14 protein-coding genes are annotated in these 15004 nt (G+C 71.8%); 5 read left to right on the top strand and 9 right to left on the bottom strand.

The genetic code is table 11. The annotated features are described in order from the left end of the window. Positions 1-73: 73 nt before the first annotated feature. Together ACMGFG_RS09830 and ACMGFG_RS09825 are read right to left on the bottom strand one after the other, a co-directional pair. Positions 74-1246, bottom strand: coding sequence for a hypothetical protein (locus ACMGFG_RS09830; RefSeq protein WP_436930165.1), 1173 nt, complete (start codon positions 1244-1246; stop codon positions 74-76). A gap of 153 nt (positions 1247-1399) precedes the next feature. Beyond that, positions 1400-2503 carry a helix-turn-helix transcriptional regulator gene (locus tag ACMGFG_RS09825; RefSeq protein ID WP_436930164.1) on the bottom strand — a complete coding sequence of 368 codons (1104 nt, stop codon included), beginning with the start codon at positions 2501-2503 and terminating at the stop codon, positions 1400-1402. A 110-nt stretch (positions 2504-2613) separates the two neighbouring features. On the opposite strand from ACMGFG_RS09825, the gene ACMGFG_RS09820 reads away from it, so the two are divergent. Together ACMGFG_RS09820 and ACMGFG_RS09815 are read left to right on the top strand one after the other, a co-directional pair. Continuing rightward, positions 2614-2796: a DUF7554 family protein gene (locus ACMGFG_RS09820; protein ID WP_436930163.1), complete on the top strand. Its 183-nt coding sequence runs from the start codon at positions 2614-2616 to the stop codon at positions 2794-2796. A 117-nt stretch (positions 2797-2913) separates the two neighbouring features. Then, positions 2914-3420, top strand: coding sequence for a 2'-5' RNA ligase family protein (locus tag ACMGFG_RS09815; RefSeq protein ID WP_436930162.1), 507 nt, complete (start codon positions 2914-2916; stop codon positions 3418-3420). Positions 3421-3483: 63 nt separating this feature from the next. Here ACMGFG_RS09815 and ACMGFG_RS09810 read toward each other — a convergent pair whose 3' ends face one another. Next, positions 3484-4425, bottom strand: a complete 942-nt coding sequence (locus tag ACMGFG_RS09810; RefSeq protein WP_436930161.1) for an ABC transporter substrate-binding protein — start codon at positions 4423-4425, stop codon at positions 3484-3486. A gap of 104 nt (positions 4426-4529) precedes the next feature. On the opposite strand from ACMGFG_RS09810, the gene ACMGFG_RS09805 reads away from it, so the two are divergent. Together ACMGFG_RS09805 and leuS are read left to right on the top strand one after the other, a co-directional pair. Then, positions 4530-4700, top strand: a complete 171-nt coding sequence (locus tag ACMGFG_RS09805; protein ID WP_436930160.1) for a hypothetical protein — start codon at positions 4530-4532, stop codon at positions 4698-4700. 90 nt (positions 4701-4790) lie between these two features. Beyond that, on the top strand, positions 4791-7484 hold the full coding sequence (leuS, locus tag ACMGFG_RS09800; RefSeq protein ID WP_436930159.1) for a leucine--tRNA ligase: 2694 nt from the start codon (positions 4791-4793) through the stop codon (positions 7482-7484). A gap of 81 nt (positions 7485-7565) precedes the next feature. Here the strand turns inward: leuS and ACMGFG_RS09795 are convergent, their stop codons facing one another. The 5 genes from ACMGFG_RS09795 to ACMGFG_RS09775 form a co-directional block, all read right to left on the bottom strand. After that, positions 7566-7892 (bottom strand): DUF7344 domain-containing protein, encoded by a 327-nt coding sequence (locus ACMGFG_RS09795; protein WP_436930158.1) that lies wholly within the window; start codon positions 7890-7892, stop codon positions 7566-7568. Between the two features lie 55 nt (positions 7893-7947). Beyond that, positions 7948-10017, bottom strand: a complete 2070-nt coding sequence (locus tag ACMGFG_RS09790; protein ID WP_436930157.1) for a bacterio-opsin activator domain-containing protein — start codon at positions 10015-10017, stop codon at positions 7948-7950. Between the two features lie 168 nt (positions 10018-10185). Then, complete coding sequence (locus tag ACMGFG_RS09785) at positions 10186-10872, bottom strand: protein sorting system archaetidylserine decarboxylase (RefSeq protein ID WP_436930156.1); 687 nt, start codon at positions 10870-10872, stop codon at positions 10186-10188. A gap of 93 nt (positions 10873-10965) precedes the next feature. Then, positions 10966-11421, bottom strand: coding sequence for a peroxiredoxin (locus tag ACMGFG_RS09780; protein WP_436930155.1), 456 nt, complete (start codon positions 11419-11421; stop codon positions 10966-10968). A gap of 78 nt (positions 11422-11499) precedes the next feature. Further along, positions 11500-11904 carry an Hsp20/alpha crystallin family protein gene (locus ACMGFG_RS09775; protein WP_436930154.1) on the bottom strand — a complete coding sequence of 135 codons (405 nt, stop codon included), beginning with the start codon at positions 11902-11904 and terminating at the stop codon, positions 11500-11502. A 155-nt stretch (positions 11905-12059) separates the two neighbouring features. On the opposite strand from ACMGFG_RS09775, the gene ACMGFG_RS09770 reads away from it, so the two are divergent. Then, on the top strand, positions 12060-13952 hold the full coding sequence (locus ACMGFG_RS09770) for a PAS domain-containing protein (RefSeq protein WP_436930153.1): 1893 nt from the start codon (positions 12060-12062) through the stop codon (positions 13950-13952). A gap of 85 nt (positions 13953-14037) precedes the next feature. Here the strand turns inward: ACMGFG_RS09770 and pheA are convergent, their stop codons facing one another. Continuing rightward, on the bottom strand, positions 14038-14844 hold the full coding sequence (gene pheA, locus ACMGFG_RS09765) for a prephenate dehydratase (RefSeq protein ID WP_436930152.1): 807 nt from the start codon (positions 14842-14844) through the stop codon (positions 14038-14040). Positions 14845-15004 lie beyond the last annotated feature (160 nt).

The raw sequence follows: 15004 nt of genomic DNA, 5'->3' as shown, positions 1-15004 counted from the left end.
GCGCCTCGCTACGCTCTGTTAGGGGGTGACACGCCCCCGCGAGACCGGGTCCGCTTCGGCGACCGTCGGCCGGTCACCGCTGACCCGACGGACCGGCGACCGAGCGGATCGTCCCCTCGTCCGCGTCGCCGCCGGCACCGTCGTCACCGCTACTACCGGCGCCATCGCTGCCGTCCGAACCGTCGTCACTGTCGCCGCTACCGTCGGCACCGCTGTCGTCGGCAGGACCGTCGCCGTCGCTGGCGCCGTTGTCGCTGTCGTTGCCGTCGGCATGGTTGTCGCCGGTACCGGCGTCGCCGCCACCGGGACCGTCCCCGGTTCCGTTTCCGGTGCCGGCGCCGCCGGCATCGCCGTCACCGGGTCGGTCGGATCCGTCGCTCGCGTTCGCGTTCCCGGGCGATCCCTGCCCGCCGCCCGCCGGCCCGGTCTCGTTCCCCGAACCGGCGCCGGCGTTCTGCGGTGGACCTGTCTCGTTACCGGCGCCGGGTCCGGACCCCGCCGACGGTCCGGCCGCGTCGCCCGCCCCGGCGTCCGCGGGCGGCCCGGTTTCGCCACCGGGGCCGGCGCCGTCAGGCGGGCCGTTTCCCCGGTCGCCCGGCGGGCCGGTCCGATTCTCGACGAACGCGGGCGGGCCGCCGACGCCCTTGCCGGCGCCCTTCCCGGCGATGCTGCGGGCGATCTCGGCGACCTCGGGGCCGGTGAGTTCGCCGGCCCGCGACTGGAGCGTCCGGATCGCGGTCACGTTGACGCCCCTGGCTTCGAGCGCGGCCTCGGGGAGTCCGCCGGCCACGGCGGCGGTCTGGTTCAGGCGGCGCTCGACCGCGCGCTGTTTCGCGTGCAGCGCCGCGAGGCGAGCGCGGTACGCGCCCTCGCTCACGGTCCCGTTCTCGTGGGCCCGCTCCAGTTCGGCGACCTCGGCGTCGAGCTCGGCGAGGCGGTCCTCCAGCTCCGCGACCTCGCCGGCGACCACGCCGGCCGCCGAGCGGTTCGAGGCGGCGGCGGCCACCCGCTGGCCGAACGCCCGCGCCTCGATCTCGCCCGCCACGTCGGCCTGCTGGACGCCGACGACGCCCGCGAACCGCTCGCCCGGTGCCAGCAACTCGTTCGTGCTCTCGTTCGACGCGGTGCCGTCCGTCCCGGTCACCTGTGCCGGACCGGCGGGGCCGGTCAGCGCGGCGACCGGCACCGCGCCGACCGCCGCGACCGCCACGACCACCGCCGCGACCACGGCTGACGTTTCGCCCATCTCACTCCCTCCTTGGCCCCCGCGCTCCATATAAACCCACAACTCCGAACCCGGATCAATCCCGATTAAGCCGGTTTTCGACCGGCGACCGTCCCGTCGCCGTTCCTCGATTCCTCGGCCTACCGCGACCGAGGGGCGCTGAAGGGTCGAAATCTATAAATCGCTCTCTTCGGGCAGGGCGACGACGTTCTCGCGGCCGATGCGGAACGTCTCGACGGCGTCTTCCTCGCGGAGGTTGCCGACGACCTGGCTGGTCTTGGCGTCGGTCCAGTCGAACTCCCCGGCGATCCGCTGCTGTTTGATCCGGCCGCCGTTCTCTTCGAGGAGGCGGACGACCCGCTCCTCGTTGCTCAGCAGTTCCTCCGGCGGTTCGTCGGGGCCACCGTCGTCCGCCGCGGTCGACCCCGCGGCGCCGGTTCCGCCGGCCGCGCCGCCCGCGTCCGCGGCCGCGTCGTCCCCGGCCCGCGAACGGTAGAGCCACCCGGCGCCCGCGGCCGCGGCGACCAGCAGGACGACCAGCCCGGCCGCCAGCGCCGCGGTCGGGAGGCCGCCGCCCGCGGGCGCGACGACCACCCGCGGCTCGTTCGGGCCGAACTCCGCCGGCCCGCGCCAGGTGGCCGACCCGTTACCGGTCCCGTCGGGGTCGGGCGCCACCGACCTGGGCTCGTAGTCGGCCGGCCACGACAGGACCAGCGAGGACTCGCCGTCGAGGAAGAACCCGGACAGCGAGTCGCCGATCCGCAGCCGGTCGCCGTCAGTCGCCGCGAAGGCCGTCCACGTGAACCGGTACGTGAGGGCCCCGTACTCCTGGGGGAGTTGCTCCTTGCTCGCGGTGACGGTGACGCCCTCCAGCGCCATCTCGCGGCCGGTCCGGTTCTCCGCGCTGGCGACCGTCCGGCGCATGCCCGTGGCGAACTGGTCCGTGAACGACGACGGGGTCTCGCGCACGTCCGCCTGCACCGACTCGAAGGCCTCGGTCGTGTTCGCGTCGTCCAGTCGCACGCGGAACTCGACGGTCCACTCGGCGGTGCCGTTCTCCAGTACGTCGGCGCGCAACACCACTACGTCGGGGTCGACCGCCGACTGGAAGGCCGGCGGCGGCGCGACCTGTGACGCCGCGCCGCCCCCGAACGCAGCGGCTCCGCGGTCCGGCTCGACCGACGGCCCGCTCGCGCCCCCGAGCGCGGGCCCGACGGCCGACAGACACAGCAGCGCGACGGCGACCGACACCACGGCCCCCCGCGACGCGTCTCTCATCATCACCCGCGTCGGCGCGAACCGCGGAAAGTCTTTCGTGGTCGCCCGCGAGTCCGGTTCGAGCGACACGTTCCCGAAGGCACTTGCCGGTCGCTCGCCACCGGACGCTCATGGACACACGGGCCGATATCGAGGTCGAGACGCTGCTGAAAGTGGTGCTCGTCCTCGTCGTCGTCTGGCTCGCGCTGGAGGTCCTCGGCGCCCTCACGGACCTGCTGCTGGGCGCGCTGCAACCGGTGCTCGGGCTCGTCATCGCCGCGCTGATCGTCCTCTGGCTGCTCGACCGGATCTGAGCGGAGCCGCGACCCGCGAGCGACGATGCGAGCGACCCGGTATCGCCGTCCGCGAGCGACCCGGTATCGCCGTCCGCGAGCGACGGCCTTTTCGGCGGCTGGTCCCTCCGGAGAGGCGTGTACAGCCTGAACGTCCCCGTGCCCGGGACGGTCGCCGCGCTCGCCCGCGACCTGGGGACCCGTCTCGGGACCGCCGACCTCCGCCAGCGCGGCGAGCACACCCTCGTCGCCAAGCGCCTCGGCCGCGGCGACGCCGCTCGCTACCACGAGCTCGAGGCCCGCGCCCGCGAAACCCTCCGCGGCGAACCGCCCTTCGAGGTGCGGGTCACCGGCGTCGACGTCTTCACCGACGTGCCCCGCGGCGAGGGCCCCGTCGTCTACCTCGCCGTCGAGAGCCCCGGCCTCGTCGACCTGCACCGGCGGCTCTGCGAGCGCTTCGACCCCGTCGACGACGTGGAGGGCGACGACTACGTCCCCCACGTCACGGTCGCCCGGGGCGGCTCCGTCGAGCGGGCGGCGGGCCTCCGGGACACCCCCTTCGACCCCGTCGAGTGGACCGCCGAACGGCTGGAGTTCTGGGACGCCGAACGCTCCCAGTCCGTCAGCTCCGTGTCGCTGGGCTGAGTCGCCGGCCGGCGAACCCGGCGCGGGTCCCGCGCTCCGTAACTCCGCGGCCTTCGGCGACGCCTACGCCGTCGGTTCCTCTCGTTTCGCCGCGTCGACTGGGAGTTCGCGCGCCACGTCCGCGGGCGGGGCGTCGAACCGGTCGGGGTGGAGCAGACCGGCGAGGTGTTCGAGCGTGTCGACCAGCCTGGGGCCGGGCCGGTTGACGAAGTAGTGGCCGTCCATCGCGTAGACGCGGCCGGCCTCGGCGGCGGACAGGTCCGCGAACCCCGGGCGGTCGGTCAGCTCGTCGGCGCTGTCGAGCGTCTGGTCGAGCCCGAACCCGCAGGGCGCGGCGACGACGGCGTCGGGGTCGACCTCGCGGACGCTGGCCCACTCCCGGGGGGTCGAGCGGTCGCCGGTTTCGGCCATTGGGTACGTGCCGCCCGCCGCGTCGACGAGTTCCGGCATCCAGTGGCCGGCGACCATCACGGGGTCGAGCCAGTCGAAGACGGCGACGCTCGGCCGGTCGTCGGGGTCGATCCCAGCCGTCCGCTCGCGGACCGCGTCGACGCGCTCGCGCAGGTCCGCGACCACCTCGGCCGCTCGGTCCTCGCGGTCGAACACGTCGCCGAAGCGCTCGATATCGTGATAGAGGTCGGCGAGGCTGTGTACGTCGGTCGTGAGCACCTCGGCGTCGACCCCGGCCTCGGCGATGGCCTCCTCGACGAGCAGCGTGTCGACGGCGCACACGTCGCAGACGCCCTGGGTGACCACCACGTCGGGGTCGACCGCGGCGAGGGTGTCGAGGTCGATCTCGTAGACGCCGCCGTGTTCCTGTTCGGCCTGTGCGACCTGTTCGTTGATCGCGGCGCTGTCCTGGTCGGGGTCGACCCGCGAGCGGTCCAGCGTCGGCAACTCGGCGGCCGCGGGCGGCCAGTCGCACTCGTGGGAGACGCCGACGGGTTCGGCCCCGAGGGCGTAACAGATCTCGGTGGCCGACGGCAGCAGGGAGGCGACGCGCATAGCGGAGCGTGGGTGCGGTCGGACGTAAAACCACGGTGGTGAGGTCGGGGGCGTGCCCGCTCGGAGAGAACTCCTAAGACGGTCGAACACGAACGAGACTGCAGATGACGTTCGACGACGCGGACCGGGCGGTCGCGTGCGCGAGTATCCTCGGAGCGAGGACTGCCGACGAGCGCGACGGTGGATTCTCCGACGAAGACGTGGCCGTGTGGTCCGAGACGGCGGTCGACCCGCCGACTGTGGGCGACTCGAACACCGAAGCAGACGGGCAGTGACCGCGACGGCCACGGTCCCGCCCGCTCGGCCGTGTGTCGCTCTCCCAGCGAAGGGAAAGGTATAGCACCGTCGCTGTCCGACGTACGCGCATGACCGCCGGGACCGGAGAGCAGCGCGAACGGGAGCGCGGGTTCGACCACGCGGAGATCGAGCCCCGCTGGCAGCGCACGTGGGACGAGGAGGGTGTGTTCCGCATCCCCGACGACGCCGAGGACCCCGAGTACGTCCTCGCGATGTTCCCCTACACGTCGGGCGACCTGCACATGGGCCACGTCCGCAACTACACCATCACGGACGCCTACGCCCGCTTCGAGCGGATGCGCGGCGAGGAGGTCCTCCACCCGATGGGCTGGGACTCCTTCGGCCTCCCCGCCGAGAACGCCGCCAACGAGCGGGACACCAACCCCCGCGACTGGACGATGGACTGCATCGACTCGATGACCGAGCAGTTCAAGTCGATGGGCTTCGGCTACGACTGGGAGCGGGAGATCACCACCTGCGAGCCCGAGTACTACCGGTGGAACCAGTGGCTGTTCAAGCGGTTCCGCGAGGAGGGCCTCGTCGAGCGTCAGGCCGCCGAACTCAACTGGTGTCCGTCCTGCGAGACCGTCCTCGCCGACGAGCAGGTCGAGGAGGAGCGCGACGGGACCGAGATCTGCTGGCGCTGTGACACCCCCATCGACCACCGCGAGATGGACCAGTGGTTCCTGACGATCACCGACTACGCCGACGAACTGCTGGCGGACCTAGACGAACTGGACGGGTGGCCGAACAACGTCCGGGAGATGCAGCGCAACTGGATCGGTCGCCAGGAAGGGGACAGCGTCGAGTTCGAGCTGACGACCGGCGACGAGGTGGAGATCTTCACCACCCGCCTGGACACGATCCACGGGGCGACCTTCTTCTCGCTGGCCCCGGGTCACCCGGTCGCACAGGAGATCGCCGAGGACAACGACGAGGTCGCGGAGTATATCAGGGAGGCCGAGCAGGCCGACGAGGACGAACTCGACGTGACCTCCGGCGTGTTCACCGGGGAGTACGCCGTCAACCCCGCCACCGGCGAGGAGATCCCGGTCTACGTCGCCGATTACGTGCTGACCGACGTGGGGACGGGGGCGCTCTACGCGGTCCCGGCCCACGACGAGCGCGACCACGAGTTCGCCGAGGAACACGACATCCCCATCAAACAGGTCGTCGAACCGAAACCCGACGCCGAGGTCGACGCCGAGGACGTGGACGTGCAGGCGGAAGCCTACACGCCGGACGGTGTCCTGGTCAACAGCGGCGAGTACGACGGCCTGACCAGCGAGGAAGCGAGGGAGAGATTCGTCGATGACTTCGACGGCGAGCACCGCACCGAGTACAACCTCCGCGACTGGGGCATCTCCCGCCAGCGCTACTGGGGGACGCCCATCCCGATGGTCCACTGCGAGGAGTGCGGCTTCGTCGAGGTGCCCGACGAGGACCTGCCCGTCGAACTGCCCGAGTTCGTCCAGACGACCGGGAACCCGCTGGACGCCGCCGAGGAGTGGAAGCACGTCGAGTGTCCGTCCTGTGGCGGCCCCGCCGAACGGGAGACGGACACGATGGACACCTTCGTCGACTCCTCGTGGTACTTCCTGCGGTTCATCTCACCGGACGACGAGGACGCCCCGTTCGACACCGAACGGGCCAACGACTGGATGCCGGTCGACCAGTACGTCGGCGGCATCGAGCACGCCGTGATGCACCTGCTGTACGCCCGTTTCTTCACGAAGGTGCTCGACGACATCGATCTGGTCGACGGGGTCCGCGAGCCCTTCGAGAACCTCACCAACCAGGGGATGGTGCTGGGCGAGGACGGCAACAAGATGTCCAAGTCCGGCGACAACGGCGTCTCCCCCACCCGGATCGTCGAGGAGTACGGCGCCGACACCGCCCGCCTGTTCATCATGGAGGCCGCCCAGCCCGAGAAGGACTTCGCCTGGAGTCCCGAGGGCGTCGAGTCGGCCCACCAGTTCCTCCAGAACCTCTACGGTCTGGCCGAGGAGGTCGTCGAGCGCGACGGTGCGGGCGCCGACGACGACCCGGTCGCCGCCTACGTCGACCGCGAGATAGACGCGGCGGCCGCGCGGGCCACCGAGGAGTTCGAAGCCTTCCGGTTCAACCACGCGCTGCAGGCGGTCCGCGACCTCGTCTCGCTGCTGCGCCGCTACCACGAGCGCGAGGACGCCGACCCCGCGGTCGTCGAACGCGGCGTCCGGACGGTCGTGAAGCTGCTCGGGCCGGTCGCGCCCCACGTCGCCGAGGAGGTCTGGGAGCGGCTGGGCGGCGAGGGCCTGCTCGCCGAGGCCGAGTGGCCGGAGGCGGACCTGCCCGAGGACTACGAGGTGGCCAGCCGCCTGGTCGAGGACACCCGCGAGGACGTGCGCGACATCGTCGACACCGTCGGCATCGAGGACCCCGAGCGGATCACGCTGGCGGTCGCCCCCGACTGGAAGACGCGCGCGCACGAACTCGCCCGCGAGTCCGACGCCGACAACCTGATCGGCGACCTGATGGGCCACGACGAGATCCGCGAGCAGGGCGACGCCGCCGCCGACTTCGCACAGGACCTCCAGGCCGAGCGCGAGGCCCTCTCGGACGTGCTCGCGCCCGACGAGGAGAAGGCCGCGCTCGAGCGGGCCGCGTGGCTGGTCGAGGAGGAGTTCGACGCCGAGGTGGTCGTCCAGTCGGCCGACGAGGCCGACGACGACCTGGCGGGGAAGGCCGCGCCGGGCCGACCCGCGATCAACATCGAGTGAGCGCGGAGCGGGCCTGACCGCCCTCTCGGCGGCGCTCTATGCTGTCGAAGACGGCTTCGGCCCCGCCCGGGCGGCCACGGTTCAGGCGTCGTCGACCAGGTCCAGCGACGCGTCGGCGTCGTCGGTCAGCTCGACGGTGTCGCCGTAGGTGACCAGCCCCGCGTCCGCGAGTTTCGGCAGGTGGACGTGGTGGAGCGCGATGCGGGCGTCCTCCCGCGAGAGGTCGTCGTTCCACGCCGCGAGCGCGCCGGCGAGCGGGTCGAGGGCGGGCGGCGTCTCCCGCTGGGCGAGATGCGAGAGCACGAACCGGCGGTTGGCGTCCGAGAGGGCGGCGAACAGCGCGTCCGTCTCGTCGCTCGCTGTGGCGTCGGCGGCCGGTTCGAGGGCCTCGTGGTGGTTGGGTCCCATCTGTATCGGAGCATACTCCCCTGCGGTATTCAGTGGCGTGGCTAAATGGTTAGTGTCACTCGGCGGACTGGTCGCCGAAGCGGGCGGCGAGGAGTTTCCGCTCGGCGACCCGGAGGTGTTTGTGGAACGTCGGCGCCGAGACGCCGAGCGACTCGGCGACCTCCTCGCCGGTGGACTCCCGCGGCCACTCGAAGAAGCCGGCGTAGTAGGCGGTCTCCAGGGCGGTCCGCTGGCGCTCGGTCAGGTCGGCGTCGAGCGACGCCCCCGAGGGGACCGATCCGGTCCCGGAGCGGTCCCGGTCGCGCTGGGCGCGGACCTCGATGCCGTCGAAGGCCTCGCGGAGCGCCTCGACGACGGCGCGCACGTCGGCCGCCACCGGGAGTTCGGCCACGATCTCGCAGTTGCCGTCGGCCGCCGACGCCGACCGGACCGCGCCGCCGTGGCTCGCGACGACGCCGAACGCGCTCCCGGCGTCGAGCGTCGCCTCCAGCAGGCACTCCCCGTCTGGACCGACGCTGACGACGCGGGCCGACTCGACGCCGTCGAACCCGTCGGCGAACCCGAGCACGTCGTCCGGGTCCGCCCCCGCGACGGTCAGGTAGTAGCGGAACGTCTCGTCTGCCTGGACGGTCGCACCCTCGAAGGCCACCTCGCAGTCCAGCGCGGCCGACAGCGCCGAGAAGAAGTGGCGGTCGTCGTCGACCGCCAGCCGCAGCTCCGTCACGCGGTCGGCCACCAGCGCCTGGCGGGTGGTCACCGCGTTGATCGCGTGGCCGATCGTCGACCCGAGCTCGCCGAGCACGTCCTGCTCGGTCCCGTCGAAGACCCCCGGCTCGTCCGCGTAGACGGTCAACACGCCGTAGATCGTCCCGTCGTACACCAGCGGGACGCTGGCCGCCGAGCGGACCCCGTGTGCGGCGGCGGCCGCCCGCGCCCCCTGGAAGGCCGGGTCGGTGTTCACGTCGTGGGTGACCTGCACCGACCGCGAGCGGATCGCCCGACTCGCGGGCCCGGACCCGACGGGTTCGGACGACCGCGTGACCGAGATCGCGTCGAGGTAGTCGGCCACGTCGCCGCCGTGGGCCCGCGGGGTCACCTCGTCGCTGCCGGCGTCCACGTCGCCGATCCAGGCCGCCAGGTACGGGTCGGCCGCGGCTAGCGCCTCGCAGACCGCCTCGTCGATCTCCCGGCGGGTCGTCGCCCGCACCAGCGCCTGGTCGATCCGCCGGATGACCGCGTTGATCCGGTCGAGCCGTTCGAGCTGTTCGTTCTGCTGGCGCAGGCGCCGCTCGCGGTCCTTCTGGCGGGTGATGTCCTCGACGGCGACCACGACCCGGTCGGTGCCGCCGTCCCCCTCCGTCAGCGGCGCCGCGCTGACCTGCACCCAGACGCGCGAGCCGTCGGCCCGCTCGACCTGGTGTTCGACTTCGGTCACCGGCCGCCCCGTTTCGAGGGCGATCCCGAAGACCCGCTCGTCGGGCGGCACGGGCTCGCCGTCGGCGTCGAGCAGCCGCCAGGCGTCGGTCTCCCGGGAGTCGCCGACCACACCTTCGGGGTCGACGCCCAGGATCTCCCCCGCGCGGTCGTTCATCCGCTCGATGACGCCCTCGGCCGAGAGGACGACCAGCCCCGTCGGGACCGTCCGCAGCAGCTGCTCGGTCAGGTCCCGCTCGCGGCGGCGCTCGACCCGCTCGGCGCGGCGGTCCGAGATGTCCCGCACGACTGCGGTCAACAGCCACTCCTCCCCCTCCCGGTGGGCCCGCAGCGACAGCTCGACCGGGACGAGCCGCCCGTCGCGGTGGCGACAGACGGTCTCGATCCCCTCCCACTCCGCCGGCGCCTCGGATTCCGACCGTAGCGCCTCGAAGGCCTCGCGGACCCGCGGACGGCCGCCCCCCGGCAGGAACGCCATCACCGACCGGCCGACCAGCGCCCCGGGCTCGTGGCCGAACAGCTCCGCCGCGGCGGGGTTGGCGAAGACGATCCCACCGGTCCCGTCGACGGTCACGATCGCGTCCGAGGCGCTCTCGACTAGCGTCCGGAAGAACCCCTCGCCCGCGACGACCGACGGGTCGCAGGCGCAGTCCCCGCTCGCCCCCGAAGGCCCCCCCTCTGTCCGTGTCATTTCTCGCCCGCTACTGGTCGTCCCGTCCGTAAATATGTCAGGTTAGTAACTGGTCAGCGGACGTGGGCGAAGCCGCACGTACTCGGCCAGCGAGCGGAACGTACGAGCGTCGGAGACAGAGGCCGCCGCGAGGGGGAACGGACGTGTCGGGACCGCGGCCCGGCAGGCTCAGGCAGAGGGAGCGGTGTCCCGCGGTTCGCCGACCGCGTCGGTATCGTCCGCGGCATCGGCGTCGTCCGCGGTGTCGGCGTCGCCTGCCACCTGCGAGCGCTGTGGGGCGATGACGGTCTCGCCGCCGTAGAGGCGGTGGCCAACGTCGACGGTCAGGTCGTCGGGGTCGTACTCGGGCGGGAACACCATGTCGAAGCGGCTGCCGAACGAGATGTGGCCGATGCGCTGGCCGCGGGCGACTTCCTGACCGGGGTCGACGTAGGAGTAGGTCCGACGAGCGAACGTGCCGGCGATCTGTTCGAGAGTGTAGTCCTCGAACTCGAAGCGCAGCCGCTCGTTCTCCTCGGCGTCCTTCGTGAACGCGAGCTTGTTCGCGCCGGGAACGTGTTCGACGTTCTCGACGGTGCCGTCCATCGGTGCGCGGTTGACGTGTACGTCCCAGCCGCTCATGTAGATGCCCAGCCGGAGCCCCTCGTCCTCCTCCCGGACGACGGTCACCTTGCCGTCGGCGGGGGCGACGACGCCCTGGGGCGGGACGACCCGCGCGGGGTCGCGGTGGAAGTATATTACGCCGACCGCGGCGACGACGCAGACGCCGCTCGCGACCCGGGAAAACGGGAAGACGACGGCCGCGGCGACGACCGCGAGGAGGGCGTACCTGAGACTGCCGTTCGCGACGCTCATTGGCGGTACTCCGGTCCGTTCCGGTGATAAGCCTTCTGAACGGTGGGGTCGGCCGCCGGTCGCGGCGGGCAGTCTACCGGCGGTTGGTCCCGTTCAGTCATCGAGCGAGACGACGCCCGTCTCGACGAGGTCGGCGAGGACGTTCCGCGCGTGGCCGTCGGGGTCGACACCGGTGTAGACCGCCTGGACCGACCCGCCGACGACGACGAACGTCGTCCGGCTCGCGACGCCCCGCGACCGCTCCACGTCGAAGGCGTCGACCAGTTCGCCGTCGGGGTCGGCCAGCAGGTCGAACTCGATCCCGTACTCCGCGGCGAACTCGGCGTGGGAGTCGGCGTCGTCGACGGAGACGCCGTAGACGGTCACGCCCGCGTCGCGGTACGTCTCCAGTTCCGCCTGGAACTGCTCGGCCTCGGTCGTGCAGCCGGGCGTGTCGTCCTTCGGGTAGAAGTACACCACCGAGACGCCCGACCAGTCGGGCTCGACGGTCTCGCCGTCCTGGTTCGGGGCCGCCACCTCGGGCGCCGGGTCGCCGGGTTCGAGTGCCATACCGGCGACTCGGCCCGCCCGCGAAAGCCGTTTGCGGTTCCGGCGGCCGGGCGCGGCCGCGGCAGCACGCGTGCGCGCTCAGTTCACCGGGATGTCGGTGCCGCCGTCGTCGGTCGTCGTCTGCTTCGGGAGCGTGACCGTCAGCACGCCACCCTCGTAGGAGGCGCTGGCCTCGGACTCGACGACGGGCTCGGGCAGGCCGACCTGCCGGCTGACCGACTGGCCGTGGCGCTCGCGGGTGACGTAGCGGTCGGCCGCCTCGACGGACTCGGTCTCCCGGCTGGCCGACAGCACGAGCGTCGTCGAGTCGGTCAGCTGCACGTCGATGTCCGACTGCTCGTAGCCGGGCAGGTCGGCGACGACGACGAACTCGTCGCCGGTGTCGGCCACGTCGACCGCCAGGTCGCTCGCCGGTTCGAGCCCGCCGGTCATCACGTCGATCAGTTCCTCGATGTCGCCGAACGGGTCGGTGGATCCTGTCATGTCACTCGGCGGTACGGCCCGGCGGGCCTTAAGGCGCGCGTCCGTGACGACCCCTTCGCCCCCGTCCGCGGGCGACCCGGACCGCGTCCGGACGGTGTGCCCACGGAGTGGGAGACGCCCGGCCGCTTTTCCGCGTCACCGGTCGAATTCGGGTGATGACCTCGCACGACCGAAGAAAGGGGAACCGCGGCGGCGGCCCGGCCCCGGACCCTCCGCCGTCCTCTCCGGGAGCGGCCGCGGACCTCCCCGAGGAGTACGAGACGATCTTCGAGACCGTCGACGACGCGGTCTTCCTCGTGAACGTCGACGCCGACGGCGGGACCGACGCGTTCCGATACCGGCGTGTCAACCCCGCTTACGAGTCGCTCACGGACCTGTCCGCCCCGGAGATCCGGGGGGAGACGCCTCGCGAGGTGTTCGGCGGTGCCGTCGGGAGCGATATCGCCGCGGCGTACCGGCGTTGCGTGCGGGCGGGCGAGACGATCGAGTACGAGGAGACCATCGCGCTGCCGGGCGGGGACCGGACGTTCGAAACGAAGCTGACGCCGGTCGGCGACGACGGGGCGGTGACGCGGATCGTCGGGGTCTCCCGGGACGTGACCGAGCGCAAAGAGCGCGAGCGCGAACTCGCGCGGAACCGCGACCTCCGGTCGAAGACCGAGCGCCTCGCCGAGGTCGGCGGCTGGGAGCTCGACTGTCGCACCGCCGACCTCCGCTGGACGGACGGCACGCGGGCGATCTTCGGCGTCGACGACGACTACGAACCGACCCTCCCGGACGCGGTCGAGTTCTACCACCCGGACGACCGGCCGCGGATCCGCCGGCTCGTCGACCGGTGTCGGGAGTCCGGCACGCCGTACGACGTGGTGCTCCGGGGACGGACCGCCGGGGGCGACGAACGACGGCTCCGCTCGTTCGGTGAGGCGGTCTCCGCGGACGACGGCTCCGGGGGCGTGAACGGGGACGGCGAGACGGTCGCGCTGCGCGGCGCCGTGATGGACGTGACCGAGCGCAAAGAGCGCGAACGCGAGCTACGGGTGTTCAAGAAGGCGGTCGAGCAGGCGGGCCACGGCATCGTGATCACCGACTGGGAGGGGACGATCACGTACGTGAACCCGGCCTACGAGGCCGACACCGGGTACGACCGCGAGGAGGCCGTCGGGCGGACCCCGGCCATCGTCAAGTCGGGGAAACACGCCCCCGAGTTCTACGAAGAGCTGTGGGAGACGATCCTCGACGGCGAGACGTGGGAGGCCGAGATCGTCAACCGGCGCAAGTCCGGGGAACTGTACCACGTCGACCAGACGATCGCGCCGATCACCGACGACGGCGAGATAACCCACTTCGTCGGCATCGAGTCGGAGACCACCGACCGCCACCTGAGCGAACAGCGACTGGACGTGCTCAACCGGGTCCTGCGGCACAACCTCCGGAACGCGATGACGGTCGTCCGCGGACACGCATCGACCCTCCGGTGCGAACTCGACGAGGGGGACCTCCGGTCGCACGCGACGACCATCGAGGAGTGGGCCGACGACCTGACCGCGACCGGCGAGAAGGTCGCGACGGCCAGGTCGCTGTTCGAGCGCGAGCGCGACCCCGACGCCGTCCGCGACGCGCGCGAGACGCTATCGACCGTCGCCGGCGAATTCGCGGACCGCTACCCCGACGCCGAGATCGCGGTCGAAGCGCCCGAGTCCGTCCGTGCGAAGGCCGACGACCGACTCGCCGTCGCGCTCCGTGAACTCGTCGAGAACGCGCTGGCCCACCACGACCGGGCGCCGCCGACGGCGACGCTGACTGCGTCCGCCCGCTCGTCGGACTGGGTCGATATCACCGTCGCCGACACGGGCCCCGGGATCCCCGAGTCCGAGCGCGCGGCGATCGAGGCCGGCGAGGAGACGCAGGTCACCCACGGGACCGGGGTCGGCCTGTGGCTCGCCCGCTGGATAGTCGCGGGGTTCGGAGGCGAGCTGTCCATCGAAGACAACCACTCCCGGGGGACCGTCGTGCGACTCCGGCTCCCGACGCCGACCGACGAAGCGTAGCGTCATACGGAGTATTGCAAATCATTCCGGGGTCGACCGCACGACTGCGCGCGGTCGACCCGGGAACCGATCCCAGTTATCCGTATCAGTCCAGCACCGTCTCGCTGTCGTAGGAGCCCAGCCGTCGGACCCATCCCTCGTCGGCGATGGCCTCGATCTCCGAAAGCGCCTCCTGGGTTCGCTCCTCGTAGAGGCCCGCCTCCACGTCGATGTGGAAGACGTAGTCGCCCAGCCGCTCGCCGCTGGGGCGGGACTCGACGCGCGTGAGATTGATATCGCGGTCGGCGAACGGCTCCAGGAGTTCCAGCAGCAGCCCGGGGTAGTCGACGTTCGGGTAGACGATGAAGGAGGTCTTCGAGCCGGCCTCGCTGCGCTCGCTCGCGGGCGCGACGACGAGGAATCGGGTCGCGTTCGACGACTGGTCCTGGATGTCCTCGGCGACCACCTGGAGTTCCTCGTCCGCATTTTGCGGGTGGCCGATGGCGGCGACGCCCGGGTCCTCGCGGGCACGCTCGACGCCGGCGGCGGTCGAGGTCATCGACTCCAGGGTGGCGCTGGGATAGTTCGCGTCGAGGTACTCGCGACACTGCGCGAGCGCCTGCGGGTGGCTGGCCACCACGTCGAACTCCGGCCCCTGCGCGATGAGCGCGTGGCGGATGGGCGTGATGAGTTCGCGGACCGCGGCCACGTCGAACTCGGCGAACGCGTCGAGCGACTCCGTGACGGGCCCCTCGGTGCTGTTCTCGACGGGGACGACCCCCCGCTCGTACTCGCCGCTCGCGACCGCCTCGACGATGGCCGTCTTCGAGTCCGTGAAGACCACCTCGTCGGCCACCGCCTTCGCCGCCCGGTGGGAGTAGGTCCCCGCCGGACCGAGCGTCAGTGCTTCCATTACCCCCCGGTTCGCCGCTCGCCGTGAAAAGCGTCGTGGTCGCTAGCAGTGGTTCTCGTCGATGAACGGGGTACGAACGGCTGCGGGAACGGCTCGACCGCTTCGAGAGTCGCCGCCGCAAACAGCCTGAAAGCCCCGACGCGTTCGACCGTCCGGGCCT

The sequence above is a fragment of the Halosimplex halobium genome (assembly GCF_051414055.1).
GTDB classification, from domain to species: Archaea; Halobacteriota; Halobacteria; order Halobacteriales; family Haloarculaceae; genus Halosimplex; species Halosimplex halobium.
Note: the sequence above shows the minus strand (reverse complement) of the source record. Positions and strands in the feature narration are given on the sequence as shown.